25 protein-coding genes and 1 tRNA gene are annotated in these 25689 nt (G+C 67.9%); 1 reads left to right on the top strand and 25 read right to left on the bottom strand.

Going from position 1 to position 25689, the window contains the following annotated elements:
• Window positions 1–24: 24 nt before the first annotated feature.
• The 10 genes from HY049_19000 to aspS all read right to left on the bottom strand — a co-directional run bounded on the left by HY049_19000 (window position 25) and on the right by aspS (window position 13508).
• Window positions 25–2754: a pyruvate, phosphate dikinase gene (locus HY049_19000; protein MBI3450989.1), complete on the bottom strand. Its 2730-nt coding sequence runs from the start codon at window positions 2752–2754 to the stop codon at window positions 25–27.
• Complete coding sequence (locus HY049_18995; GenBank protein MBI3450988.1) at window positions 2751–4895, bottom strand: glycine--tRNA ligase subunit beta; 2145 nt, start codon at window positions 4893–4895, stop codon at window positions 2751–2753. Before HY049_18995 ends, HY049_19000 begins: the two co-directional genes overlap by 4 nt.
• Window positions 4888–5790: a glycine--tRNA ligase subunit alpha gene (locus HY049_18990; GenBank protein MBI3450987.1), complete on the bottom strand. Its 903-nt coding sequence runs from the start codon at window positions 5788–5790 to the stop codon at window positions 4888–4890. Before HY049_18990 ends, HY049_18995 begins: the two co-directional genes overlap by 8 nt.
• Window positions 5787–6554, bottom strand: a complete 768-nt coding sequence (gene recO / locus HY049_18985) for a DNA repair protein RecO (GenBank protein ID MBI3450986.1) — start codon at window positions 6552–6554, stop codon at window positions 5787–5789. Before recO ends, HY049_18990 begins: the two co-directional genes overlap by 4 nt.
• A gap of 12 nt (window positions 6555–6566) precedes the next feature.
• Complete coding sequence (gene mgtE, locus HY049_18980; GenBank protein MBI3450985.1) at window positions 6567–7952, bottom strand: magnesium transporter; 1386 nt, start codon at window positions 7950–7952, stop codon at window positions 6567–6569.
• Window positions 7953–8106: 154 nt separating this feature from the next.
• Complete coding sequence (gene era, locus HY049_18975) at window positions 8107–9012, bottom strand: GTPase Era (protein ID MBI3450984.1); 906 nt, start codon at window positions 9010–9012, stop codon at window positions 8107–8109.
• A gap of 20 nt (window positions 9013–9032) precedes the next feature.
• The gene (locus HY049_18970; protein MBI3450983.1) at window positions 9033–10301 is read right to left on the bottom strand and encodes an HlyC/CorC family transporter; all 1269 of its coding nucleotides are present in this window, start codon (window positions 10299–10301) and stop codon (window positions 9033–9035) included.
• Window positions 10302–10303: 2 nt separating this feature from the next.
• Window positions 10304–10732 (bottom strand): rRNA maturation RNase YbeY, encoded by a 429-nt coding sequence (ybeY, locus tag HY049_18965; GenBank protein ID MBI3450982.1) that lies wholly within the window; start codon window positions 10730–10732, stop codon window positions 10304–10306.
• Window positions 10723–11487: a PhoH family protein gene (locus tag HY049_18960; protein MBI3450981.1), complete on the bottom strand. Its 765-nt coding sequence runs from the start codon at window positions 11485–11487 to the stop codon at window positions 10723–10725. The genes ybeY and HY049_18960 overlap by 10 nt, the downstream gene beginning before the upstream one ends.
• Window positions 11488–11744: 257 nt before the next feature.
• Entirely contained in the window at window positions 11745–13508 is a 1764-nt protein-coding gene (aspS, locus tag HY049_18955) for an aspartate--tRNA ligase (protein ID MBI3450980.1), read from the bottom strand.
• Between the two features lie 110 nt (window positions 13509–13618).
• Between aspS and HY049_18950 the strand changes: the two genes are divergently transcribed.
• Complete coding sequence (locus tag HY049_18950; protein ID MBI3450979.1) at window positions 13619–14770, top strand: PQQ-binding-like beta-propeller repeat protein; 1152 nt, start codon at window positions 13619–13621, stop codon at window positions 14768–14770.
• An 18-nt stretch (window positions 14771–14788) separates the two neighbouring features.
• Here HY049_18950 and HY049_18945 read toward each other — a convergent pair whose 3' ends face one another.
• The 15 genes from HY049_18945 to HY049_18875 form a co-directional block, all read right to left on the bottom strand.
• Entirely contained in the window at window positions 14789–15853 is a 1065-nt protein-coding gene (locus tag HY049_18945) for a 3-isopropylmalate dehydrogenase (GenBank protein MBI3450978.1), read from the bottom strand.
• The gene (vanZ, locus tag HY049_18940; GenBank protein ID MBI3450977.1) at window positions 15853–16518 is read right to left on the bottom strand and encodes a VanZ family protein; all 666 of its coding nucleotides are present in this window, start codon (window positions 16516–16518) and stop codon (window positions 15853–15855) included. Before vanZ ends, HY049_18945 begins: the two co-directional genes overlap by 1 nt.
• 3 nt (window positions 16519–16521) lie before the next feature.
• On the bottom strand, window positions 16522–16701 hold the full coding sequence (locus tag HY049_18935; protein MBI3450976.1) for a hypothetical protein: 180 nt from the start codon (window positions 16699–16701) through the stop codon (window positions 16522–16524).
• A gap of 9 nt (window positions 16702–16710) precedes the next feature.
• Window positions 16711–17151 carry a hypothetical protein gene (locus HY049_18930; protein ID MBI3450975.1) on the bottom strand — a complete coding sequence of 147 codons (441 nt, stop codon included), beginning with the start codon at window positions 17149–17151 and terminating at the stop codon, window positions 16711–16713.
• 28 nt (window positions 17152–17179) lie between these two features.
• Window positions 17180–17623: a 50S ribosomal protein L9 gene (locus HY049_18925; GenBank protein ID MBI3450974.1), complete on the bottom strand. Its 444-nt coding sequence runs from the start codon at window positions 17621–17623 to the stop codon at window positions 17180–17182.
• 25 nt (window positions 17624–17648) lie between these two features.
• Window positions 17649–17930 (bottom strand): 30S ribosomal protein S18, encoded by a 282-nt coding sequence (locus HY049_18920; GenBank protein ID MBI3450973.1) that lies wholly within the window; start codon window positions 17928–17930, stop codon window positions 17649–17651.
• A complete protein-coding gene (rpsF, locus tag HY049_18915) occupies window positions 17920–18366 on the bottom strand; it encodes a 30S ribosomal protein S6 (GenBank protein ID MBI3450972.1) in 447 nt (148 codons plus the stop codon). Before rpsF ends, HY049_18920 begins: the two co-directional genes overlap by 11 nt.
• A 59-nt stretch (window positions 18367–18425) precedes the next feature.
• Window positions 18426–19016, bottom strand: coding sequence for an aminoacyl-tRNA hydrolase (locus HY049_18910; protein ID MBI3450971.1), 591 nt, complete (start codon window positions 19014–19016; stop codon window positions 18426–18428).
• Between the two features lie 15 nt (window positions 19017–19031).
• Window positions 19032–19793 carry a 50S ribosomal protein L25 gene (locus tag HY049_18905; GenBank protein ID MBI3450970.1) on the bottom strand — a complete coding sequence of 254 codons (762 nt, stop codon included), beginning with the start codon at window positions 19791–19793 and terminating at the stop codon, window positions 19032–19034.
• A 66-nt stretch (window positions 19794–19859) separates the two neighbouring features.
• Window positions 19860–20801: a ribose-phosphate pyrophosphokinase gene (locus HY049_18900; GenBank protein ID MBI3450969.1), complete on the bottom strand. Its 942-nt coding sequence runs from the start codon at window positions 20799–20801 to the stop codon at window positions 19860–19862.
• Window positions 20802–20849: 48 nt separating this feature from the next.
• Window positions 20850–20924, bottom strand: a tRNA-Gln gene (locus HY049_18895).
• 5 nt (window positions 20925–20929) lie between these two features.
• Entirely contained in the window at window positions 20930–21265 is a 336-nt protein-coding gene (gene spoVG, locus HY049_18890) for a septation regulator SpoVG (GenBank protein MBI3450968.1), read from the bottom strand.
• Window positions 21266–21300: 35 nt separating this feature from the next.
• Window positions 21301–22215: a 4-(cytidine 5'-diphospho)-2-C-methyl-D-erythritol kinase gene (gene ispE, locus HY049_18885; protein ID MBI3450967.1), complete on the bottom strand. Its 915-nt coding sequence runs from the start codon at window positions 22213–22215 to the stop codon at window positions 21301–21303.
• A 679-nt stretch (window positions 22216–22894) separates the two neighbouring features.
• Window positions 22895–24493: a tetratricopeptide repeat protein gene (locus HY049_18880; GenBank protein ID MBI3450966.1), complete on the bottom strand. Its 1599-nt coding sequence runs from the start codon at window positions 24491–24493 to the stop codon at window positions 22895–22897.
• A 16-nt stretch (window positions 24494–24509) separates the two neighbouring features.
• The gene (locus HY049_18875) at window positions 24510–25688 is read right to left on the bottom strand and encodes a PDZ domain-containing protein (protein MBI3450965.1); all 1179 of its coding nucleotides are present in this window, start codon (window positions 25686–25688) and stop codon (window positions 24510–24512) included.
• Window position 25689: the final 1 nt, after the last annotated feature.

The raw sequence follows: 25689 nt of genomic DNA, 5'->3' as shown, positions 1-25689 counted from the left end.
CTCAGCCCGCGCGCCTGAAAGGCCTCAGGCCTTTCGGACAGACTCCTGAGCGGCCGCGAGGCGGGCGATCGGGACCCGGTACGGCGAGCACGAGACATAGTCCAGCCCGGCGCGATGGAAGAACGCCACCGACGCCGGATCCCCTCCGTGCTCTCCGCAGATACCGATCTTCAGACCCGCCCGGGATTTTCGCCCCTCGGAGACCGCGAGCTCCACGAGACGGCCCACGCCCGCCGTGTCGAGGCTCTCGAAGGGATCTCCCTGGATCACCCGGCTCTCGACGTAGAACGGAAGGAAGTTCTTCGTGTCGTCGCGGCTCAGGCCCCAGGTCATCTGCGTCAGGTCGTTCGTGCCGAAGGAGAAGAACTCGGCGGTCTTCGCGATTTCTCCGGCGATGAGGGCCGCGCGCGGGACCTCGATCATCGTCCCGACGAGGAAGGGCACATTTCTCCCCGTCCTGGCGAAGACCTCCGAAGCGACCTGGCTCACCGTCCTGTCCAGCCGGCGAAGCTCCTCCGCGGTCCCGACGAGGGGGATCATCACCTCGGGATGGGGCGCCCCGCCCTCGGCGGCGATCTCGCAGGCCGCCTCGAAGATCGCCCGGGCCTGCGCCTCGTAGATCTCGGGATATGTGATGCCGAGGCGGCAGCCGCGATGGCCCAGCATCGGGTTGGCCTCCTTCAGCATCTCGACGCGCGCCCGGAGTCTCTCGAACGGGACGCCCATCACGCCGGAGAGTTCCCGGATCTGGTCCGCTTCGTGAGGGAGGAACTCGTGGAGAGGCGGGTCGAGCAGGCGGATCGTGACCGGAAGCCCGTCCATCGCGCGGAAGATCCCGGCGAAATCGGAGCGCTGCATTGGAACGATCTTCTCGAGCGCGCGGCGCCGGCCGTCGACGTTGTCGGCGAGGATCATCTCGCGGACGGCGAGGATTCTCTCCTCCGCGAAGAACATGTGCTCCGTCCGGCAGAGTCCGATTCCCTGGGCGCCGAGCGCGCGGGCCACCGCGGCATCGTGCGGGGTGTCGGCGTTCGCCCGGACCGACATCCGGCGGGCGCCGTCGGCCCAGGACAGGAGCGCGTCGAAATCGCGGAAGCTCTTCGACTCCTCGGGCTTGAGCGTCTTCTCGACCAGAACCCGCAGGACTTCGGGGGGCGACGTGCGGATCTCCCCGGCGATCACCTCTCCCGAAGTGCCGTCGATCGAGATCGGATCCCCTTCCCGAAGCGTCCTCGTCCCCACGACGATCGACGCGCCATCCGCGGCGAACTGGAGGGCTCCGCAGCCGACCACGCAGGGCTTGCCCATGCCGCGGGCGACGACCGCGGCGTGGGAGGTCATCCCTCCCCGCGCGGTGAGGATCCCGGCGGACACCTCCATCCCGGTGATGTCCTCGGGGGATGTCTCGGCGCGCGCGAGGATGACGCGGCGGCCCCCGCCCGCCGCCGCGTGCATGCGCGCCGCGGCCTCCGCGCTCAGCGCGAGGGCTCCGGACGCGGCGCCCGGGCCCGCGTTGAGTCCCTTCGCGAGGAGGCGCCCCGCGCGGAGCGCGGCGGCTTTCTCGGAAGGATCGAACGTCGGCGCGAGAATGTCGTTGAGCCTCTCGGCCTTGACGCGCGAGAACGCCTCCTCCTTCGTGATCATCCCCTCGGCGGCCATCTCGACCGAGATCCGGACCGCCGCCAGCCCGGTCCTTTCCCCGCGACGCGTCTGGAGCGCGAAGAGCCTTCGCTTCATGATGGTGAACTCGATGTCCTGCATCTCGCGGAAGTGCTTCTCGAGGCGCTGGGCGATGCCGGTCAGCTCCCGGTAGATCGCCGGCATCGTCGTCTCGAGAGACTTCGACGCAGGATTGGCCCCGGAGATCGGCTGCGGCGTGCGAATGCCGGCGACGACGTCCTCACCCTGGGCGTTCGGAAGGAACTCGCCGTAGATTCCCGTCTCGCCCGTCGCCGGAGACCGCGTGAAGGCGACTCCGGTGCCGCAGTCGTCCCCGAGGTTGCCGAAGACCATCGCCTGGACGTTGACGGCCGTCCCCCATTCCTGCGGGATCCTGTTGATTCTCCGGTACGCGATCGCGCGATCGTTCATCCACGAGCGAAAGACCGCCTGGATCGCCCCCCACATCTGATCCCCGGGCTCCTCCGGGAACGGGACCCCCGCATGGCGTCGCGTGGCCTGCTTGAACTCCTCGACCAGCGCCTTGAGGTCGTCGGCCGGCAGATGGCGATCCTCCTGGACCCCGCGCCTCTTCTTCGCGGCCTCGAGCAGGGGGTGGTAGATCTCCTCGCGGCTCACCCCCATGACGACGTCGCCGTACATCTCCACGAGACGGCGATAGCAATCGTACGCGAACCGGGGATCTCCGGAGTCGGCGATGAGACCTTCGATGGTCCTGTCGTTGAGCCCGATGTTCAGCACGGTGTCCATCATGCCGGGCATCGAGGCGCGGGCCCCCGAGCGCACCGAGACGAGGAGGGGCGCCTTCGGATCGCCGAACCTCCTCTGCATCCGCTCCTCCACCTTTCGAAGGGCCGCGGCGACGTCGTCGCTCAGAGCCGGGGGAAAGGCCTTGTGCTCGAGGTAGGCGATGCACACCTCCGTCGTGATGGTGAACCCGGGGGGCACGGGGAGCCCGAGCCGGCTCATCTCCGCGAGGTTCGCCCCCTTGCCGCCGAGAAGCTCTTTCATGCCGCCGTCGCCGTCGGCGGACCCGCCGCCGAACTGGTACACCCGCCGCGTCGCGTTCGTCATCGTCCACTCCGAGTCGAGGCGGCCGTCTCCTCCGCTTCACCCTCGACGACGATCTCCGCGAAGTCCGCCTCGCTGGAGAGAAGGCGCTGGAGATCGGCGAGGAGCGCGAGACGGTTCGCGCGTGTTTTTTCGTCCGGATCCATCACGAGAACTCTGTCGAAGAAGAGGTCCACCTGGGGGCGCAGCGACGCGATCGCCTTGAGGGCGGCGGCGTGGTCGCCGGTCCCGGCGAGCTCCGAGGCCCTCCCCCGGGCCCGCACCAACGCACCATGGAGTTCCGTCTCGGCCCCCGGCTGGAGGCGCGCGGCGTCGAGCGCGGCGTCAGCGTCGAAGAGATTCTTCTCCTTCGCCTGCGCGAGGATGTTGCGGACGCGCTTCGCCGCGGCCGCCAGCGCGAGGAAATCGTCTTCGCCTCGCAGGCCGTTGAGCGCCCCGGCGCGCCGCCACGCCACGACGGGAACCGACGATCCCGCCGCGAGAGCCGCCCGCGCGGCGTCGAAGCGGATGCCCGACTCCTCCATCAGGAACTGGAGGCGTTGCCTGAAGAACCCGGAGAGGGCCGCCGCGGCATCCGGGCCGGACGGGAGAACCCCCGCCCCGCGCGCGGAGAAGGCGCTCCGGAGCACAGGCTCGAGGTCGAGCGGCATCCCGTTCTCGACGAGGATTCTCAGCACCCCGAGCGCCGCGCGTCGCAGCCCGTACGGATCGGAGGAACCCTTCGGGACAAGCCCTGCGCCGAAGCACTGCACGAGAGTGTCGATCTTGTCGGCCAGCGCGAGGATGGATGCCGGGCCGCGGGACGGGAGGGGGCCCGTCGCGGACGCCGGGAGGTAGTGCTCTTCCATCGCCCGGGCCGTCCCCTCGGGAAGCCCCTCGAGCCGCGCGTAGATCCCGCCCATCACTCCCTGGAGCTCCGGAAACTCCCCCACCATGTGCGTCGTGAGATCGACCTTGCAGAGACGGAGGGCGAGATCGAGATCTCCCTCGTGAGATCCGTCCGGCGCCGTCGCGGCGATCTCGCCCGCCATGCGCCCCATGCGCTCGACCTTGGTCGCGTAGGTGCCGAGCCTGGCGTGAAAGCTCACGCGCTCGAGATCGCCGACGCGCGCCTCGAGAGACCTCTTCCGATCTTCCTCGAAGAAGAACTTCGCGTCCGCCAGGCGGGCCCTGAGAACCCACTCGTTCCCGCGGCGGATGAGCCCCTGCGCGTCGTTGTCGGTGGTGAGGACCGCGAGGAACGCGTTGGTGACTCGCCCTCCGTGTCCGTCCACCGTCAGGTATTTCTGGTGGTGCCGCATCGTCGTGAGGAGAACCGCGTCCGGAAGCGCGAGGTACTCGGGGTCGAAGGACCCCCGAACGAGCGCCGGGTGCTCGGTGAGGAAGATCAGCTCCTCCACCAGATCGGGGTCGGGGCGCACCGTCCCTCCCGCGGCCTTCGCCTCGCGCGCGGCGAGATCGAGCAGGATCCGCCGTCTCTCCGAGATCGAGACGACCACCTGCCCCTTCTCCCGAAGTACGTTCTCGTACTCAACCGCGCTCGCAACCTCGTGGGGCCCCGCCCCGAGGAAGCGGTGACCGCGAGTCGCGCGGCCGCTCCGGACCCCCATGAACTCGAACGGGATGATGGCGCCGTCGAGAAGGGCGAGGATCCACTGGACGGGGCGCACGAAGAAATGGCCGCGATCTCCCCATCTCATCATCTTGCCGAACCGCATCGCGCCGAGGATCGAGGGAAGCGCCCCCGCGAGGATCTCGTCCGCGGTCCGGCCGACGATCGCCTTGCGCGCGGCGAGCACCTCTCCTTTCGGAGTCGCGACCGTGAGGAGATCGGCGACCGCCACTCCCTGTCCCTTGGCGAACCCGAGGGCTGCGCGCGTGGGCTCCCCCCGGGCGTCGAACGCGGCGCTCTTCGGCGGGCCGGTGATGGTCTCCTGGCGATCCGGCTCGCGCTCGGCGACTCCGCGGATCAGGGTCACGAGGCGCCTCGGACCGCCGAGCTCGTTCGACGCCGTCGCGCCCGGCGCGAGGGGGCCGAGCGCCCCGCGGACGGCCGCGGCGAGATCGTCGAGGGCCTTCGGGATCATCGGCGCGGGAATCTCCTCGCAGCCTACTTCGAGCAGGAATGTCCGCCCGTCAGGCACCGGCCGCCTCCTCGCCGCCGAGCGGGAACAGGAGGCGGCGGCGATCGTCGAGGTACAGCTTCGCGGCCTCGCACGCGAGGGTCCGGACTCGTCCGATGTACGCCGCCCGCTCGGCCACGCCAATCGCTCGCCTCGCGTCGAGCACGTTGAAGACGTGGGAGCACTTGAGGCAGGCCTCGTACCCTGGAAAGTAGAGCCCCTCGGCGAGGAGCCGCTTCGACTCGCGCTCGTGCATGTCGAAAATCCTACGGTGCATGTCGACGTCGGCCAGCTCGAAGCACTGCTTGCTCAGCTGGTACTCCTCGATCTTCCGGACCTCGCCGTAGCGGATCGGGGGGGCGCCCGGCGCGCCCGAGGCCCAGGGAAGATCGAAGATGTTGTCGATGTTGTTCAGGAACATGCAGATTCTCTCGATGCCGTACGTGATCTCCGCGGACGTCGTGTGGAGCTCGATCCCCCCCGACTGCTGGAAGTACGTGAACTGCGTGATCTCCATCCCGTCACAGAGAACCTGCCACCCGACTCCGCCCGCACCCAGGGTGGGCGACTCCCAGTTGTCCTCCTCGAACCGGATGTCGTGCGCCGACGGATCGATGCCGAAGGCCCGAAGCGACTCGAGGTAAATCTCCTGCACATCGTCGGGGTTCGGTTTGAGGATGACCTGGAACTGGTAATACTTGAGGAGCCGGAAGGGGTTCTCCCCGTACCGTCCGTCCGCCGGGCGCCGCGACGGCTGCACGTAGGCCACCTTCCAGGGCTCGGGGCCGAGAACGCGGAAGAAAGTGTCGGGGCTCATCGTCCCCGCGCCGACTTCGAAGTCCGAAGGCTGCGTGATGAGGCACCCCTGCTGAGACCAGTAGCGCGTCAGGGCCAGGATGAGATCCTGGAGGTTCATCGCGTGCGCTCCATGAGGACCTGATCGAGGAAAGCGCTCGAGCGGAACGGGTGGCCCACGAATGAGACGAGCGCGGAGTTCGTCGCCGCCGCGATCTCGTCCAGGGCGCGCCGGGGGAAGACGGCGTCCGGGAGCGCCGCCGGCTTCGCGCGCCGGAACGCCGCGGCGACGGAGAGCGCGGCGACGGAAAGCGGCAGGGTGCGCTCCGGCGCGCCCCTGGCGCAGCCGGGGCACATGGCCGCCCCTTCGGTGACGGAGACCCTCGCTCCCTGCCCCGACAGATCGGCGCCGCATCGATCGCACGCGTCGAGATCGGGGAAGATGCCGTGAAGCCGGGCCGTCCAGTACTCGAAATAGCGCAGGACCACCGCCGCCGTCGCCCCGCCGCGAAAGGCGTCGAGCGTCGCTCCGATGAGCCGATAGTACCGCCGATCGGGCTCCTTCTCTCTCACGAATTCGCCCGCGATCTCGCTGACATACGCCAGGGACGCCGCCACGACGATCTCCTTCTGGAGCGCAAAGGCCGCCTCGATCAGCTCGACGTCGTCGAGCCGGACGATCTCCTGCCCCTCCTTCTCGAAATACCCGACTCGCACCCTGTTGAGCCTTTCGAGCCTGCCCCCGAACCGCTTGACGCTCCGGGCGGCGCCATGCGCGAGTCCCCGGATCTTTCCGTCGCTTTCGGTAAAAAGCGTGACGAGCTTGTCGCGCTCACGCCACGGTACGGCGTCGAGCACGAAGGCTTCCGCGGTGCGCGGGGGCACGGCCGGTCCGGCTCAGCCCCCGGCGGCCGCGGGGAGGAAGTGCTTCACCATCTCGAAGTAGACCACCATGCCGAGTATGTCCATCAGGCTGGTCAGGAACGGTCCCGTCGCGATCGTCGGATCCACCGAGATTCTCGCGCACACCATCGGCAGGAACGACCCCACAGCGGCGGCGAGGATCATGATGAGAAAGATGCTCGCGCCGATCACGGGCGCGGCACGGAACGGGATGTCTCCCAGGAAGAAGTAGGAGGCCACCGAGAGGACCACGCCGTATCCGGCCCCGAGGATGCCGGCGATCCGGACCTCCCGGAGCAGGACCGCGCCGATTTCCTTCAGGGCGAACCGTCCCGTGGCGAGGCCGCGCACGACGATCGTCGCGCTCTGCGTGCCGATGTTCCCCCCCATGCCGACGAGCATCGGAAGGAAACCCACGAGGAAGAAGACGGGCTGGATGGAGTCCGTGAACGACGCGAAGATGCTCACCGCGAGAACCCCCTCGATGAGCGACACGGTCAGCCAGGGCAGGCGGTGCTTCGCCGCGATCAGGGTGGATCTCTGGAGGCGCTCCTGGTCGGACGTCCCGGCGAGCTTGTAGAAGTCCTCCGTCGCCTCCTCCCGGATGACGTCGATGACGTCGTCGACGGTGATGATCCCCATCAGCTTGTTTTGATCGTCGACAACGGGCACGGCCAGGAAATCGTACTTGGAGACGAGCTTCGCCACCTCCTCCTGGTCGGTGTCGGTCTTCACCGAGACGATGTTGGCCATCATGATGCTCTTGATGGGGGTGCCGGGCTCGGCCAGGATGAGCTGCCGCATGGAGACGACGCCGAGAAGATGGTTTCGCTCGTCGGTGACGTAGAGGTAGAAGACCATCTCCACGTCGCTCTTCCCTCGGAGCGCCTTCACCGCGTCCGCGGCGGAGGTCTCCTCGGGAAGCGCGAAGTAATTCGGGCTCATGATGCGGCCGGCGGTCTCCTCCGGGTACGAGAGGAGATCCTGGACGTCCTCCCCCTCCTCCTGGCGCATCTGCGACAGGACGTTTTCGCGGAGATCCTCGGGCATCGTCGCCACGATCTCGGCTGCGTCGTCGGACGAGCAGAGCTGGAGGAGCCGGGAGATGTCCGCGACCTCGAAGCGCGCGAGGAGCTGCGCGGCGGCGGTGGGGTGCAGCGCGGTGGCGACGTCCGCGGCGCGAGGGATGTCTTTCTCGAGCAGCAACTTCAGGACTTCATGCTGCTCCGCGTCGGTCAGGACGTTGAAGATCGGCGGGACGTCGCCCGGATGGATCCTCTGGAGAAGATTGAGGAGGTGCGTCGTCGCCCCGCGACGCAGGAGCTTGCGGAGCGAGTCCAGAAGGACGGCGCTTCTCTGATCTCGCTTGTCCGCCCTCATGGCCGGGTGTCATCTCCATCGAACGCCTCGGCGGACGAGGGCGTGAAGCGCGACCGTCTCCCGACCGTGGCACCGCAAGTTCGGATCTCATGAGCGGGCGCGAGTCTACCACACGCGCCGAGCGGCGAGCCCGCTCGTTCGGACCGTCGAGCCGTCAGCCGAGCCCCAGCGATCGGAGCAGCGCGGCGTTCTCCCGCCAGCCGGGCTCGGCGCGGACCCACACCTTCAGAAAGACCCGGCACGCCAGGAGTTTCTCGATCTCGAGGCGGGCGGCAGTGGCCATCGATTTGAGGAGAGTCCCCTCGCGGCCGATGACGATCGCCTTCTGGTTCTCCTTTTCGACGAGGATGGTCGCCACGATGCTCACGAGGCCGTCCTCGCGCTCCGTCCAGGAATCGATGCGCACCGCCGCCTCGTGGGGGACCTCCTGATGCGTCCTGAGGCAAATCTGCTCGCGGATCAGCTCGGCGGCGAGAAACCGCTCGGGCTGATCGGTGGGCTGGTCGTCGGGGAAGAGCGGGGGGCCGTCCGGGAGCCTCGGCACGGTGGCCGCGATCAGCGGCTCCACGTTGTCGCCGTCCTTCGCCGACACCGGAAAGATCTCTGCGAACGGGAAGGCCTTCGCGGCGGCGTCGAGCATGGGCAGGAGCGACGGCTTCGCGGCGCGATCGATCTTGTTGACCACCAGGAACACCGGCGGTCCGTCGGGGCGGAGCAGGGAGAGCACGTGCCGGTCGCCCGGACCCAGCGCGGGGACCTCCACCACGAAGTAGATGAGGTCGATCTCCGAGAGCGAGGCGACGGCGGTCTGCACCATGGATGTGTTCATCCGGTGCTGGGGGCGGTGGATGCCCGGGGTATCGAGCAGGATGACCTGCGCGCCCGGACGCGAGCAGACCCCCGAGATACGGTTGCGCGTGGTCTGCGGCATCGGCGAGACGATGCACACCTTCTGTCCCACCAGGCGGTTGACGAGCGTCGACTTGCCGACGTTGGGCCGCCCCACCACCGCCACGACGCCGCACTTCGGAGCGGGCTCCCCCGGCGTCGACCCCTTCATCTCACTCTCTCCAGCGCGGCTCATGAAACATGCCCAGGGGGGGCGGACGACTCGCCGGCGCTCGCCCGGACCGCGCGGACCGAGAGGATCCGGCGGCTGTCGGCCTTGAGAATCTCGAGCCGGACTCCCGGTTGCCGCACCGATTCACCGGCGCGCGGGATCCGTCCGAGCACGCTCTGGATCAGCCCTGACACCGTCTCGTACCCCTCCGAAGGAAGCTCGATGCCGAGCGCCGCGTTGAGCTCGTCGATCGTCGCGGTGCCCCGGAGCAGGAACCGCCCTTCCCCGTCCGGCGCCACGGTCGGCTCCTCGCCCTCGTGCTCCTCCTGGATCTCGCCGACGATCTCCTCGAGAAGATCTTCGATCGTGACGACGCCGGCCGTGCCCCCGTACTCGTCGATGACCACCGCGATCTGGGTCCGGCTCCGCTGGAGCTCACGCAGAAGCTCCGCGACCTGCTTCGTCTCGGGGACGAAATGGGCCGGCTTGATCAACGCGGAGATGGAAGCCCCGTCCTCGACCGTCCCCCAGCACGCCAGGAGATCCCGCAAGTACACCATGCCCTCGATGCTGTCGATCTGCCCGCGATACACCGGCACGCGCGAGTGCTTCTCCCGGACCATGAGCTCTCTGAGCTCTCGAATCGTCGCGTCGACGGGGAGGGCGACGATCTCGGTCCGCGGCGTCATCAGTTCGCTCACGACCCGGTCGTGAAAGTCGATGACCTGCCGGATCAACCGCCCCTCCTCGACTTCGAGCAGCCCCTCGCTCCGTCCGGTCTCGATCAGGGCCTCGATCTCCTCGGCGGCGGCCTCCGGCTCCTCCTCCGCCCACGCGCGCCGCGCCGACAGCCTCAGTTTCTCCAGCGCCGCGATCAGGGGACGCGCGACGAAGAAGAAGATCCCGTAGAGGAGCGCGGCGACGCTCCAGGTGACGGCGAAGGCCCGCTCCGGGTTGGCAAGCGCGAGCGCCCTCCCTCCCAACTGCGCGATCAGCGATCCCGCGACCAGATACCCGACGCTCGTCAGGTACGGATGCGTCGCGCCGGCATCCCGCTCCGACGCGACCAGCAGCACCGACGCCGCGATGAGCGTGAGGTGGTGGACGAAATCGAACGCCACCCGGATGCCGAGGAGGTCCGCCGCGCCCCCGCCTTTGCGACGACCGTCGTCCGAGAGAATCCGCCGCAGGCTCACCGGGCTCAGCGACGCGTGCGCCGAGCGGAAGACCGCCGTTCCCACGTAGATGGCGAACAGCGCCGCGAGCGAGGCGATCTCCCATGGCTGCATCGTCAGGGGCCCCCGAGTCTCTCGTGGAGCGCGCGCTCGAGCTCGTGCATTTCCCCTCCATCCACCTCGTGATCGTAGCCGAGGAGGTGTAGGAATCCATGGATGAGAAGCTGCCGCACCTCGCGACGGAGGCCGTGGCCGGCCCGCGTCGCGTTGCGGCGCGCGGCGGGCAGCGAGATCGCGATGTCGCCGATGCGGGGAGCCTCTCGCGGGGACGAGGCCCGGCCGTCCGGAAAGGAAAGGACATCCGTGGGGCGGTTCTTGCCCCGGAAGGCGGCGTTCAGGCGGCGGAGCTCCGCATCGCCGGTGAAGAGAACGGTGACCTCCCCGAGCGGGCCTCCGACGCTTCTTCCGGCGGCCGTCAGGAGCCGCCGTATGGCGGGGCTGGAGAGCGGCGCGCGCCCTCCTCGCTGGACGACGGTCACGACGATGTCGTCGATCCCTCCGGGCCGCCGCCCGCGTCCCCCGTCGCGGCCCGGGCCTCGCGTCCCTTCTCGTAGCTCTCGTAGGCGACGATGATCCGCTGCACCAGGGGGTGGCGGACCACGTCCTTGTCGTCGAAGTAGACGAACTCGATTCCGGTGACGCCGCCCACGACGGCCTGGGACTCGACGAGGCCCGACACCTTCCCCGCCGGCAGGTCGATCTGGGTCACGTCTCCCGTGATGACCGCCTTGGAGCGGAAGCCGATTCGAGTGAGGAACATCTTCATCTGCTCCGAGGTCGTGTTCTGCGCCTCGTCGAGAATCACGAACGAGTCGTTGAGGCTCCGGCCGCGCATGAACGCGAGCGGCGCCACCTCGATCGTCCCTTTCTCGAGCAGTCGATCCGCCTCGTCCTTGAGCTGCAGATCGAAGATCGCGTCGTACAGCGGACGAAGGTACGGCTCGACCTTCTGCGCCATGTCTCCCGGGAGGAATCCCAGCCGCTCGCCGGCTTCGACCGCCGGGCGGGCCAGGACGATGCGCTCGACCCTTCGCTCGGTCAGGGCGGCGAGGGCCATCGCCACGGCGAGGTACGTCTTGCCGGTGCCGGCCGGCCCGATGCCGAAGACCATGTCGTGCGTCCGGATCGCATCGAGGTATCGGGCCTGGTTCGGGCTCCTCGGCGACACGCTCTTCTTCGTCGAAGCGCGGACCGACGACGGGAGCAGGCGGCCCAGATCGCCGGTGCCCTTCTCCTCCATGACGCGCGCGGCGTAGACGAGATCGGTCTCGGAGAGGGAGTTCCCCTGCCCCACGAAGCCGGCGAGCTGCGTCAGGATCTCCGCGACGAGATCCACCTTGGACGCGTCGCCGCGCACGGTGATCTCGCGTCCCCGCGCCGTGATTTCGACGCCGAAGTGCGATTCGAGGAACTTGAGGTGGCTGTCCCTGGTTCCGAAGAGACCGCGCAGGCTCTTCTCGGAGACCTCCAGCTTCCTCGCCGTCGGCTCGCGGCCGTTCACGGCTTCGCCGGCGCGACGACCCTGATGTGCAGGTCGTCGAGCTGGTCCTGCTCGATGGGCGCCGGCGATCGCGTCATCAGGCACGTGGCCGAGGTCGTCTTCGGGAAGGCGATGACGTCCCGCAGAGAAGGGGACTCCGTCATCAGCGCCACGATCCGGTCGAGCCCGAGTGCGATGCCCCCGTGCGGGGGCGCCCCGTAGCGAAGCGCTCCGAGAAAGAAGCCGAACTTCTCCTCCGACTGCTCGGGAGTGAGGTTCAGGAGCTTGAAGACTCGCCGCTGCGTCTCCTCGTCGTGGATCCGGATACTCCCCCCGCCCAGCTCCCAGCCGTTGAGGACGATGTCGTACGCGCGCGCGCGGACCGACAGCGGCTGCGTCTCGAGGATGGCGAGATCCTCGGGCAGCGGCGAAGTGAACGGATGGTGGCAGGAAACGATGCGCCTGTCCTCCGGCCGGACCTCGAACAGCGGAAAGTCAACGACCCAGGCGAGCGCCCACGGTTTCCCCGCGGTGAGCTTCTCGCGCCGCGAGATCTCCTTGCGGACTTCACCGAGCACGCGCGCGGAGGGATCCCGGTCTCCGGCGACGAGGAACGCGATGCCGCCTTCCTCGAGCCCGAGCGCCTCGGCAATCGATCCCGCCGTCCCGGCAAGTCCCTTCGCGGCCGGCCCGGCGAGCTCTCCGTTCGCGCGCTTCATCCACGCGAGACCGGCCGCTCCGAACCGCTTCGCGTGCTCCTCCAGCTCGTCGATCTCCTTGCGCGAGAGCTTCGCCCCGCCGGGAAAGGCCATGCCCCGCACGTACTGGCCCCGCGCCGCGGCCTCGGAGAAGATCCTGTGCGGCCCGTCCTTCGTCTTCGCGGTGATGTCGTGGATGAGGAGCCCGTAGCGCAGGTCGGGCGCGTCCGTGCCGTACGAGTCCATCGCCTCGCGGTACGTCAGGCGGTGGATGGTCGCGGGGAACGGCCGCTCCGCGGCGGCGAAGATCTCCTTCATCATCCCTTCGACGAGCTCGTGGATGAACGGAGGCTCGATGAACGAGGCCTCGATGTCGATCTGCGTGAACTCCGGCTGGCGATCGGCCCGCAGGTCCTCGTCGCGAAAGCACCTGACGATCTGGAAGTACCGCTCGAAGCCGGCGACCATGAAGAGCTGCTTGAAGAGCTGAGGAGACTGGGGGAGCGCGTAGAAGGACCCCGGGTGGACGCGCGACGGAACGACGTAATCCCGCGCGCCCTCCGGGGTGGAGCGCGTGAGCATGGGCGTCTCGATCTCGAGAAATCCCCTCGTGTCAAGATAGTTGCGCACGGCGATCGCGATGCGGTGCCGGAGCCCCAGGATGCGCTGGAGCCGCGGACGCCGCAGATCGATGAAGCGATACTTGAGCCTCAGATCCTCCGAGACCTCCTCGGCTTCGTCGAGCTGGAACGGGATCGGCTCCGCGCGGTTGAGCAGCTCGAGTTCGGCGGCGACGAGCTCGATCTCGCCCGTCGGGAGGTTCCTGTTCTGGTTCGACTCGTCGCGTGCGACGACCTTCCCCGCGACCGCGACGACGTACTCGGATCGAAGATCTTTCGCGAGCCGGTGAGCCGCCTCGCTCTCCTCCGGCCGGAACACGATCTGGCACAGGCCGGAGCGATCCCGGAGGTCGACGAATATCAGGTTGCCGTGGTCCCGCCGGCGGTGCACCCAGCCTGTGAGGACGACCGTCCTGCCGATGTCCCCGCGCGCCAGCGAGCCGCACGGTGTGTCACGCTTCAACGGCACTCTTCACGCTCCCTCGCCGCCTCGAGGCGGCGGCGCGTGAGAGTACCACAGGCCTTCCGAGGCCTCTACCGCCGCTATAATGGCGCGCCTTCCGGAGATCTCCCGTGACATCAGCGCGCACTTCGATCGCCGTTCAGCTTCTCGCCATGACCCTCGCCGTCGGCGGCTGCGCCCGCCACGCACCGGCGACGAATCCCGAGCCCGGCGGCGCCCTCTCCCCCGACTGGACGGTGACGGTCGCCGCGGCGGCGGGAGTTCAGGTCGTGGGGGTGCCAGGGGGTTTCCTCGTGGCGACCCCCGCCGGCGAGCTGCGCAAGCTCGGCGCCGACGACGGAGTGCCGGTGTGGACGATCGATATCGGCGGGCGAATCGCCGGGACGATCGTCACCGGCTCCGGTCCCGCGGATCAGCCCGACAGCGATCTGGCGGCCGTACCGATCGAGGGCGGCATCGTGGAGCTGGTGGCGCTTCGCTCGGGATCCGTGGTGGCGCGCCTCGTGACCGGGTGGGACGACGTGATGCTCGCCACCACGCGGGGCCGGGTTCTCGCCGTCTCCAGGGCGGGGCTGGTCCGGGCCTACGCCGCGGGCTCTGAGGCCCCTCGCTGGGAGACGCGGCTTCCCTCGCCCCCCGGGGCGGGACCGGCCGTCTGCGCGGGGCGCGTGATCGTCGGAACGGAGGACGGGCGCCTGGTCGGGCTCGATCTCGAGACCGGCGAGACGCGCACGCGCAAGAACCTCGGCTCCCCGTTGCGCGCCACGCCGACGTGCTCGGGCAACCGGATCTACGTCGCGACCGCCGACAATCAGCTGCACGCTCTGAGGCTCTACCGCAGACACGCCTCGCTCAAGTGGCGCGTTCGAAGCGGCGCCGACCCGGCGGCACCGGCCGAGACCTACAAGGGGGATGTCCTCTTCCCGTCGAAGGATACGTTCCTCTACGCGTTTCAGAGAGGGAACGGCCATCTCGTCTTTCGGGCGCGGCTCGATCGACGCCCGGGCCCTGCCGCCGTTCTCGGCGACCTCGTTTTCGTCGCGGGACCCCAATCCACGCGGCTGGACGCTTTCCGACTTCCGGAGGGACGGGGGGCGGGAAGCTTCACGCTTCCCGAGGCCGCGCGATTCGTCTCCGCCCCGGTCGCGTCGGGCTCGCACGTGGCCATCGCCCTGGCGAAATACGGCGAGGAGACGAGCCGGGTGGTGGGGCTCGGGCCCGGCAAGCGGGTCCCTCCCGCTGTCCCCTCCCCCTCGAACTGATCCCGTCGGACCGAAATCCTACTTCGCGACGCGACGGATGGCGGCGCAGACGGCGTCACCCGCCGCGGCGGTGCCCAGCGATCCCCCGAGATCCTTCGTCGTGCGCCCGTGCTCCATGCAGTCGACGACGGCCGCCTCGATCCACCCTGCCGCCGCGGTGAGACCGAGGTGATCCAGCATGAGCTGCACGGTCAGGATGGCCCCCAGTGGATTCGCCACGTCCTTCCCGGCGTACTTGGGCGCCGAGCCGTGGACCGGCTCGAACATCGAGGCGCCCCGGGGGTTGATGTTGCCGGATGCCGCGAGGCCGAGGCCGCCCTGGATGGCCGCGCCGAGGTCGGTGACGATGTCCCCGAACATGTTGCACGTGACGATGACGCCGAACTGCGATGGATCCTTCACCATCTGCATCGTGAGCGCGTCGACGTAGAGGTGGCTGGCCTCGATCTCGGCGTACTCCGCCGCGACCGTCCTGAAGACGCGCTGCCACAGATCGTGCCCGAACGTGAGAACGTTGGCCTTGTCGCTCATGCAGACGCGCCGTCGCCCCCTGGCCCTGGCGTACTCGAACGCGTGGCGGATGATCCGTTCGACCCCCTTCCGCGTGTTGACATCGATCTGCGTCGCGATTTCGTCCGGCGTCCCCTTCTTGAAGATTCCGCCCATTCCCACGTAGAGCCCTTCGGTGTTCTCGCGGAAGACGACGAAGTCCACGTCGGCGCGCTTGCGGCCCTTGAGCGGGCAGAGGGGCTCGTGGAGGAGCTTGATCGGCCGATGGTTGATGTAGAGATCGAGGCCGAAGCGCGTGCCCAGAAGGATGTCCGCGGCATGCTTCATGTCGGGAACCCGCGGATCGCCGAACGCCCCCATGAAAATCGCATCGAACGTCCGCAGCTCGTCCAGCCCTCCCGGCGGCATCGTGACGCCGGTCTTGAGGTAGCGGTCGGCGTTGTAGTCGAATTCGTGAAGTCTGAACGGCACTCCGAGGACGTCGCCGACGCACCTGAGGACCTTGACGGCCTCCCGCGTCACGTCGACGCCGATTCCGTCTCCGGGAACCACCGCGATCGATCGCTCACCCATCACAGCACCTCGCTGGAAGCCCTGAGGAGCCGCCGCCGCAGGTGTCCGGCGTCGACTCTGAACTTGAAGATCTTCCGGCCGGACATGAGGACGACCGGCAACTCGTCTCCGTAAATCCGCTCGAGCTCAGGATCTGTGCGGACGTCGACCTTCCGGTATCCGAAGGGGATCTCCGCCCGGACATCGAGGATGACCCGCTCCGCTTCGTCGCAGAGACCGCACCCGGGCCTCGACAGGAGGCAGATCTCCGGCTGCGCCTGCGGCGGGCTCGTCCGGCGGTCGCGCCTCACGCGCCGGACCGAGGACACGATCCACAGGGCCGCGAGGACGGCCGCGGCTCCCACAACGTCCGCGGTCACGTCGAGGGCGCTCGCGTCGCGTCCGGGAACGAAGCTCTGGTGAAACTCGTCGAGGACACCGTACAGACCGCACGCCCCCAGGTATCCCGCCGCGCGCCACGGAGTCGCCGCCGCGAAAAACGAACCGCCGATCGCGCGCCAGATCAGCGCCGCGAGGACGCCGTACTCGGTCGCGTGCGCCGCCTTGTCCCAGATGTTGAACGGAACGGTCAATCCGGGCTGCGACGAAGCGTAGGAGATCAGCGCGGCGTACACCAACGCGGGCCCCCACCGCCAGGCCGCGGAAAGTCCCGGCGATTTCGGCACGCGTCAGCCCAGAGGGAAGAAGTACATGAGGTACGCGATGAGCAGGGAGACTCCCACCATCGAGGCGAACATGACGGAGCCGAGGCGGCTCGCCTCCTTCAGCGTGTCGCGGGAGAGCGTGGCGAAGAAGACCGACACGAGTCCGGCGAAGAGCACGAGCGTCAGCATGTGACTTCCGAGCATCGAGGCTCCCTAGGTCTTGCGACCCACCCCGATGTCGAAGACGTCGAGGATGAGGAGGATGTTCATCAGCCCGGCGGTCAGGATGAAGGTCGTTCCGTATTCGTGGGTCGGCACGAGAATCCGTCGGCGGGTTCGGTCGAGAACCTCGCCGTACAGCGCCCGGTCGATCTCCTCCGGGACGCGAAAGATGATGCGCTCGTAGGACAACTGCCTGCCGACGAGATCGAGAGGCCCCACCCCGAGGTTCGCAAACGTCGCGAGGTAGGAGAGAGGCTGCTCCGGGGACGCGAGGTAGACGCGGCCGTCCATCGCCAGGCCGAAGAAGAACGTCAGGGTGACGACGGCGAAGAAAATGATCGACTTGGCCTTCCTCCCGAGGTAGAGATGCCCCGCCCCGGGAATCAGCCACGCGAGAGCGCAGGCCATCGCGGTGCGACCGCCGCTTTGCATCCGGTTCTCCTGAGACAGGGCGAGACCTCTACTCTTTGACGACCCAGACTTTCAGCTCGGCGTTCACGTCCGCGTGGAGCCTGACCGAAACGGTGTAGATCCCGAGAGTCTTGATCGGTTCCTCAAGAAGGATCTTCCTCTTATCGATCCCGAAGCCTTCCTTCTCGAGCGCCTCTCCGATGTCTCCGTTCGTCACCGACCCGTACAGCGTCTCGTTCTCGCCGACCTTCCGGACGATCGTGAGCGAGAGCTGGGAGATGCGCCGGGAGAGTTCCTCGGCCGCCTGCTTCTCCTTGGCGAGTTTCACGGTGAGGAACCGGCGCTCCTGCTCCACGCGCTTCTCGTTGCCCGCGGTGTGCAGATAGGCCAATCCCTTCGGCAGCAGGTAGTTCCTCCCGTATCCGGGCGCCACTTTCACGACCTCGCCTCGGCGCCCGAGCTTTTCGACGTCTTCACGCAGGATGATTCTCATGGGGTCCCTCGTGCCGGCGGCCGGCTCAGTCGGCGGTGAACGGGAGCAGCGCGATGTTTCGCGCTCTCTTGATGGCGTGCATCAGGCCGCGCTGGTGCATCGAGCACGTTCCGGAGATTCTGCGCGGGAGGATCTTTCCGCGCTCCGGAATGAAGCCCTGCAGCAGGCGCACGTCCTTGTAGTCGATGAATTCGACCTTCTCGTCGCAGAACTTGCAGAACTTGCGGCGCTTGAAGACGAACTTCTTCTTGAAGCCGCCCTTCTTGCCGTCCTTGGCGCCGCGCCCCTTCCCTCGCCTATCGTCCATCGTCCGCTCCCCGATCCCGATCCCGATCTCGGTCCCTGTCCCTGTCCCTGTCCCGATCTCGATCCCGATCGTCCATGTCTCGACCCGGCATTCCAGCGGCCTGCGCCTTCGCGAGCCGCGCGGCCTTGCGCACCTCCTCCGCCGCGGCGCGCGGGTCCTTCCGGACGGAGATCCACTTCAGGATGTTTTCGTGAATCCGGAGGCGCCTCTCGAGCTCGGTCACGACCGCCGGCTCGGCGAGGTACTCGAAGAAGACGTACGTCCCTTCCCAGCAGTTCTTCACACGGTAGGCCAGCCGCTTCTTTCCCCATCTCTCGGACTTGACCATCGTGGCCTTCTGCTCGGCGACCACGCCCTCGAACACCTTGGCGAGGGCCTCGGTGTCCTCATCCGTGAGGCTCGGCTGGATGATGAATATCGTCTCGTACTCGTGCATTCTCTCTCCTCGTGGCTAAGAGCCCCCCGAACACTTCGGGGAGCAAGGAGACGTCCGGCTCAGGCTTCCGTCCCGCCCTCGTCCCGTCGTCGATTGAATCGATTCATAGCTTCTCTCACACCGTCCCGCAGCACGACCTCGAGTGCCTCCGTCGCTTCCGCGATCATCGCGGCGACGGTCTCCATCTCGTCCGCACCGAACGTCTCGAGAACGTGCCCGGCGAGACCTTCATCCTCCCGCCGGGGCCTCCCGATGCCAAGCCGCACCCGCGGGATCGCCTGCGTGCCGAGCGCTTCGACGATCGAAGCCATTCCGTTGTGCCCCGCCGGACGCCCGTCCGGCCGCACGCGAACGCGACCGAGCGGCAGGTCCGCGTCATCGTACGCGACGACGACGTCACCGGCCGCCACCCCGTGCTTCCTGCACAGCGCCTTCACGGGCGGCCCCGACACGTTCATCATGAGCTGAGGGCGCGCCACCAGCAGCACGGCTCCCGCCCATCGCGCGTTGGCGACGAGGGCACCCGACTCGAGCCGTTCGGTTCCGCGCCCGTGCCGGCCCAGGAACGCCTCCGCGGCCATGAAGCCCACATTGTGCCGCGTTCGAGCGTAGCGCTCGCCCGGGTTGCCGAGGCCGACGACGAGGCGCACTCCGAAACCGCCAGGCTACTTCTTCCCGCCTCCCTTTTCCTTGTCGGGCTTGGCCGCCGGAGCTTTCGCCGCAGGAGCCTTCTCCGTCGGCTTTCCGGCCGCGGCCTTGGCTCCCTCTGCGGGCTCCGCGCCCTCCGCCTCGGCCTTGCCCTTCTTGATGACCTCGGGCTCCGCAGGTCCGGCAGCCGCCGCTTCGGCTGCCGCGGTCTCCGCGGATTTCTCCGCCGCCGGGGCGACGACCGTCGCGATCGCCTTGGTCGGATCCGTGAGAACCTTGATGTTCGAGAGGATCTTGAGATCCGAGACCTTCACGGCCTTTCCAAGATCGAGCTCCGTCACGTCCGCGTCGAAGCGCTCGGGGATGTCTCCCGGAAGGCAGGAGACGACGACTTCGCGCAGGACGAAGTCGAGGATGCCTCCCTGATTCTTCACGCCCCGCGCCGATCCGGTGAGATGGATCGGGACGCGGACTTCGATGGCGCGCTCCATGGAGATTCGGAGCAGATCCGCATGGATCATGCGCCCGGAGAGCGGATCGACCTGGACCTCGCGAATCATCGCGAGGGTGTCCGACCGGCCGCCGGTGAGCGAGAATTTGAACAGAGTGTTCGAGCCGCTCTCGGAGTGCAGGATCGCGTCGAGCTTTCTCGGATCGACCTGGAACATCACCGGCTGGTCGACTCCGCCGTACAGCACTCCCGGGATGAGGCCCTTTCGGGCGAGCTTTCGGGACGCGCGTCGCCCCGCGAGGGACCGATCGTCCGCCTCAATCTTCACGTCTCTCAACACGATGTCACCCTTTCCGCCCGTGGCGCGGGCGGATCCGTACCGTCGCCCCCTCCGTCAGATGAACAGGCTGCTCACGGAGGAGTTGTTGTGGATTCTGAAAATCGCCTCGCCCAGGAGCTCAGCGACGCTGAGAACTTCGATCCGGGCCTTCGCCCGCTTCTCGTCTGACAGGGGGATCGAATCGGTGACGAGCGTGCGGACGAGGTTCGACGCCGCGAGCTTTTCCACCGCCCCGGCCGACAGCACGCCGTGCGTGAACGACCCGTAGACTCCCCGGGCGTCCTCTCGGATGAGCGCGCGGGCCGACTCGGAGAGCGTCGTTGCCGTATCGACGATGTCGTCCACGATGAGGACGTTTCTCCCCTTCACATCGCCGATGAGGTGCATCACCTTCGGGATGTTTCCCTCGCCCCGGCGCTTGTCGATGATGGCGAGCGACGCGTTCAGGCGCTTCGCGTAGGCACGGGCTCTCTCGACGCCGCCGGCGTCGGGGCTGACGATGGTGAGGTTCTCCAGCGCCAGCTTCTCGATGAAGTTGATGAAGACGGGGGCGGCGAAAAGGTGATCGACGGGGATGTTGAAGAAGCCCTGGATGGCCGGGGCATGAAGGTCGACGGTGAGGATTCTCTCCGCGCCGGCCGCCGTGATGAGATCCGCGACGAGTTTGGCTGAGATGGGGACTCGCGGCTTGTCCTTCCGATCCTGGCGCGCATACCCGTAGTAGGGGATCACGGCGGTGATGCGCGACGCGGAAGAGCGCTTGAACGCGTCCAGCATCACGAGGAGCTCCATCAGGTTGTCGTTCACGGGAGGGCACGTCGACTGGATGACGAAGACGTCGCTTCCACGGACGTTCTCGAGGATCTGGCAGTAGCACTCGCCGTCCGAGAACCGCGAGAGGTTGGCCTGCCCGAGGGGCAGATCGAGGTACGTGCAGATCGCCTTCGCGAGGGTCGCGCTGGCGCTGCCCGAAAAGATCCTGATGTCGCGATCCATCGGCTTCATCGATCTACCTCCCCCCGGCCCCGACCTCCGCCGGAGCGGTGGTTGGGGCGGGAGGATTCGAACCTCCGAATGCTGGATTCAAAGTCCAGTGTCTTACCGCTTGACGACGCCCCACCGCGTCAGGAGAAGATGTCCTGGGTCGACTCGGACGTCTCGATTGGCCCGTCGTCGCCATCGTTCGACGCACGCTCGGACGCGGGCTGCGCGAGGACCTCATTGTACCTGGCGAGGATTTTCTCCTCGAGCATTCGACGCGTCTCGTTGTTGAGAGGGTGCGCGATGTCCCTGAATGTTCCGTTCTTCCTCTTCTTGCTGGGCATCGAGATGAACAGGCCGTTGTTGCCGTGGATGATCTTGATGTCGCTGACGACGAAACAGTCGTCGAAGATCACGCTCACGAACGCCTTGAGCTTGTCCTCGTTGACCGGAAAAACCCGGACTCCCGTCACTTCCATCGCCCCGACTCCTGGGCCGCCGTGACCGGAGCCGTTTACCTGGCGCCGCGCCAGATCGCCCGCTCCCAGTCCTGCCGCCCGAGGCTCTCCGCCGTTACCGCCGCGCGCCCGGCCCGCCTGAGGCTGAGCGCGGCCTTCTCGGCCTCGTTCCCCGAGCCGAAGATCCCGAAGAACGCGGATCCGCTTCCTGTCATGGAAACCGCGGAAGCCCCGCGCTCCAGGAGGGCGGATCGCACCTCACCCAATCGAGGTTCCAGATCCAGCGCCGCCGGCTCGAGATCGTTGACGACGACTGGCTGGCGCCCCCGGATGACCAGGCACCAAGGTGCGAAGTCGTTCACTCTACTTACCTTCTCCGTCGATGTCAACAAACCGTCCCAGCGCCGATAGACCTCCGGAGTGCCGAGTCCAGATCGAGAGAAGATCACGACGAGGAACAGCTTCGGGCCGTCGGGCAGCGGGTACACCTCTTCGCCCCGGCCGAGCGCGAGGCAGGCGCCTCCGTACAGAAAGAAAGGGACATCCGAGCCCACGGCGGCCGCGGCACGATGGAGTGCCGTCGGATCCAGCGTCAGGCCGTGGAGCCGATCGAGGGCGAGCAGGGTCGCGGCCGCATCGGCACTGGCCGCGCCGAGGCCCGTCCCCGGGGGGATCCGTTTCGTGAGCCGCATCGCGGCCCCGCGGCCCCCGAGGGGTTTCTCGAGCTGGGCGGCGGCCTTCAGAACCAGATTGGATGATCCCGAAGGCACGTCTCCGCCGGGGCCGGCCGCCCACTCGCACTGAATCTCGAGCGTGACTCGATCCGACTCCTCGGCCACGAGCGTATCGTGCAGGGTGATCGTCTGCAGCACCGATCGAATCTCGTGGTATCCGTCGGCACGGAGACGCTCGACGCGCAACCCGAGATTGAGCTTGGCGTGGCAGTCGATGTCGACGCGGCGGGCGGCCATGGGGCGCCCACCTTAGTCCGGATCACCGGCGCTGCCAACATCGGGGCGCCGGCTCATCGGGACTCACGGAGAGCGGATTCGATCGTCGCGGCCAAATCGTCCAGAGTCGTGGCGCGAAACCCGGCCCCGGGCTCGAGCGCGAAGGGTTCACGCCCCGCGACGGGTGCGACACGCGGCGAGTCCAGAAACAGTTTCAAGCCTCCCGTGTCGCACCGGACCGCCAGACGAGTCGCCACCCGTCGCGCATCCTCAATCGTCCGATACCGCCCGCGCCGCGCGACGCACGGCCCCTCCGTGAGGGGCGCCTCAGGGTCGAGCAGCCGGGGAACGAGTTGGGCCGACAGCGGAATACCGGCGAGCCTCTCCAGAACCGGAGCGGCGGCGTCGCCCCGGTAAAACGCCCGATCCGAGACCGAGGCCGCGAGGACCCCCTCAGGCGTGACGACGAGGATGAGCGGCGTCGCCACCGACGGCGCGGCGATTTCCGCCCGGACGCGCCCCTTTTCATCCCAGGCCAGTATTCCGCGAAACCTCGAAGACGGTCCGGGGCCCCAGGCGCGGGCCCGGAACTCCGAGACCATGACGCCCCCGTCTCTCGGTGGGAGCTTTGGGCTTGAACCGGGCGGGAGAGGAGCACAGGCGGCCGCACCCAGGGCGCAGACGAGCGCGGCCTCGAGCTTCATGGACCCGGTGTGGCTGTAGCGCCCGCCCGGGAGATTTTCTTCTTGAGGGAGTCCGGATCCGCGATGCCGATTCGAATGGCGGCCTCCCATGCCCTCACAGCCTCGTCCTTGCGCCCGACGGCCCAGTAGAGATCCCCGAGGTGGTCCTGCACGACGGCTTCGTCCGGGATCGCCCTCGCCGCCGCCCGGAGCGGAGCTTCCGCCTCGTCGTAGCGCCTGAGCCGGTAGAGCGCCCATCCCAGCGAATCGAGGTACGCCCCGTTCCCCTCGTCGAGGCTCAGGGCCCTTTGAATCATCGCGAGCGACTCCTGGAGCTTCTCGCCTCGATCCGCAAGGAGGAATCCCAGATAGTTCAGCGCGGCATGATTGGTGGGATCCGCCTCAATCGATCGACGGAGGAAGTGCTCGGCGGCCGCGATATCCCCATCGCGCTCCTTCGTCGCGCCCGCCCGGAAGAAGACTTCCGACGCCTCCGGTTTCCCGGGGCCGTCGGCCCCGCCGCGCGTCGCCACCGCCTTGATGAGGGCTTCGGCGTCACCCTCCCGGCCCGTCAGGAGGAGCAGCTCGGCCTTCTTCAGAGTGAACCTCGCCTCGGTCGGAAACTCTTTTTCCGCACGGTCGCAGGCCTTGACGGCCTCCTCGAGTCTCCCTCCGTCGCTGTGAGCCTCGATGAGAAGCATGTAGGTCGCTCGTTGATCGACGTCGCGATCATCGTCGGCGGTCGCGCCTCGAAGGGACACGAGGAGGCCCTCGGCCTCCACCGCAGCCTCGTCGGATCGCTTCATCCTGAGCAGCAGGCGCGCGAGCTGGAACCGGAGGCTCGGCCGATCGCTGTGCGCGACGGCCAGCGCGCGGCGAATCCCGAGCGCGGCGTCGAGATCCCCCGAGGCCTCGAACGCGTCGCCCAGGGCCCGCTGAAGGTCGGGATTCTCGGGATGCTGTCTGGCGGCGTCACCGAGCAGCTTGCGGGCCTCGTCGGTCTGCCGTGTTCGGATGAGCGACTCGCCCAGAAGGAAGTAAGCGTCCACCGAGTTCGGATCGGAGGCGATCTGCGCGCGCAGAATCTCCGTCGCCTGCATGAACAGCCCCTTGGACAGATAGAGCCGCGCGAGCGCGATCCGCGTCTCGCCGTCCGTCGGATCCGCCGCGACGAGGTCCGCGAAGGCGGCGGACGCCCTGGCGAAGAGAGAGTCGTCGATGTCGTCGGCGTGCGCGACGTACTGCTTGTAGATTTCCGCGAGGAGGCGCCTGGCCTCGACCGAATCCGGAGCGAGCGTGGCTGCGCGGCGCGCCTGCGACTCCGCGCGATCGAGCTCGTCCATTCCGAGGTACGCGCGTCCCAGCTCCATCGCGAGGAGCGGGGCGTTCGGATCCGCATCGGCGGCCTTTTCGAGGAACGACAGGGCGCGCCCGTAGTCGCGTTGCATGAGAGACTGCTGGAAAAGACAGTAGTAGTAATAGGAATCGGCATGCCCGGCCGATCCGGGTGCCGGCAGCACGGCGGCCGGCGGCGCGCCCGGCGATGCAGCGATCGATCCCGTGAGCGCGACGACCACCAGCCACACGGCGGCGACGCCGTTCATCGTTCGCCCCAATCGCGCCTCCAGCGTCTCAGGCGGCCTTGGCGCCCTGGGACGAGTCCTTGAACCAGTCGACCGCTTTCCTGAGTTGCCGATCGGCCCGCTCCTTGAACGGCGCGTTCGGATCGGACGGCAGCGACACCGTAGGCGCGAGTCCCGTCCCGTGCCAGGCCTTTCCGGACGGAGACACGTACTTGCGAACCGTCAGGGAGATGTAGTCCCCGTTCGCGAGCGGCAGGATCTCCTGCTCACCCCCGCGCCCGAGCGTCGTCTCCCCTCCCTGCTTCGCGACGCCGGCGTCGACCAGCGCGCCCACGAAGATCTCGGCGGCGTGCGCGGTTCCGGCGTCGGTGAGAAGGAGGGCTTCTCCGGTCCAGGCGCTCCTGGCGCCGGTGCCCGCGATGGCCTTTTCACCTCCCCGCCGGTCGTGGATCTTCGCGATCGTCGCCGGGCCCACGAGAAGGGTCGCCGATCGGACGGCCTCGTCGACGTCGCCCCAGGCGTTGGCGCGCAGATCGAAGACAGCCCTCTTCAGTTTCTCTTTCTGCAGTCGGTCGAGGATGCCCGCGAGCGCCTTCGTCGTGCCCGAGCCGAAGGAAGGGATACGCACGATCGCGACGCCATCCTGCGAGGGATCGAGCCGCGGCGAGGGCAGTGTCAAGCTCCGCCTCGTGACCTCGACGTCCTCCCGCCGTGGCTCATCCCGTCGCGTCACGGAGATGACGAGGCTGCTCCCGCCCGGCCCGCGCAGCGCCCGCGCGGCCTCGCTGAGCGTCATGTCGCGGGACGAACGCTCGCCGATTCGGCGGATCTGGTCCCCGACGCGCAGCCCTTTGGCCTGAGCATCGGTCCCCGACAGAACTGCGGCGACGAAAAGAACCCCCTCCCGGCGAGTCAGCGAGATGCCCACGTCGGCGTCACTCTGTCCGGCACCGCCGGTGATCTGCTGGTACTCGGCGGCCGTCACGTACTCGCTCTCGCCGTCGAGAGACGCGAGAAGCCCCGCGTACGCTCCCTTCATGAGATCGTCCTGCGGAACGTCCTCGACGTAGCTGTTCTTGACGAGCGCCAGGACCTCGTTGAAGAGCCGGAGGTACCCGTACGTGCTTTCGTCATCATTCGACGGCGCCCGGCTCGCCACGACTCCGGCTGCGACGGAGACCATGACGAGGAGCAGCGTCCCCGTCGCCAGGAAATGCTTTCGACGCATT

The sequence above is a fragment of the Acidobacteriota bacterium genome (assembly GCA_016195325.1).
Taxonomy (GTDB): Bacteria; Acidobacteriota; Polarisedimenticolia; order JACPZX01; family JACPZX01; genus JACPZX01.
The sequence above is the reverse complement of the archived record's forward strand: the minus strand, read 5'-3'. Positions and strand labels throughout refer to the sequence as shown.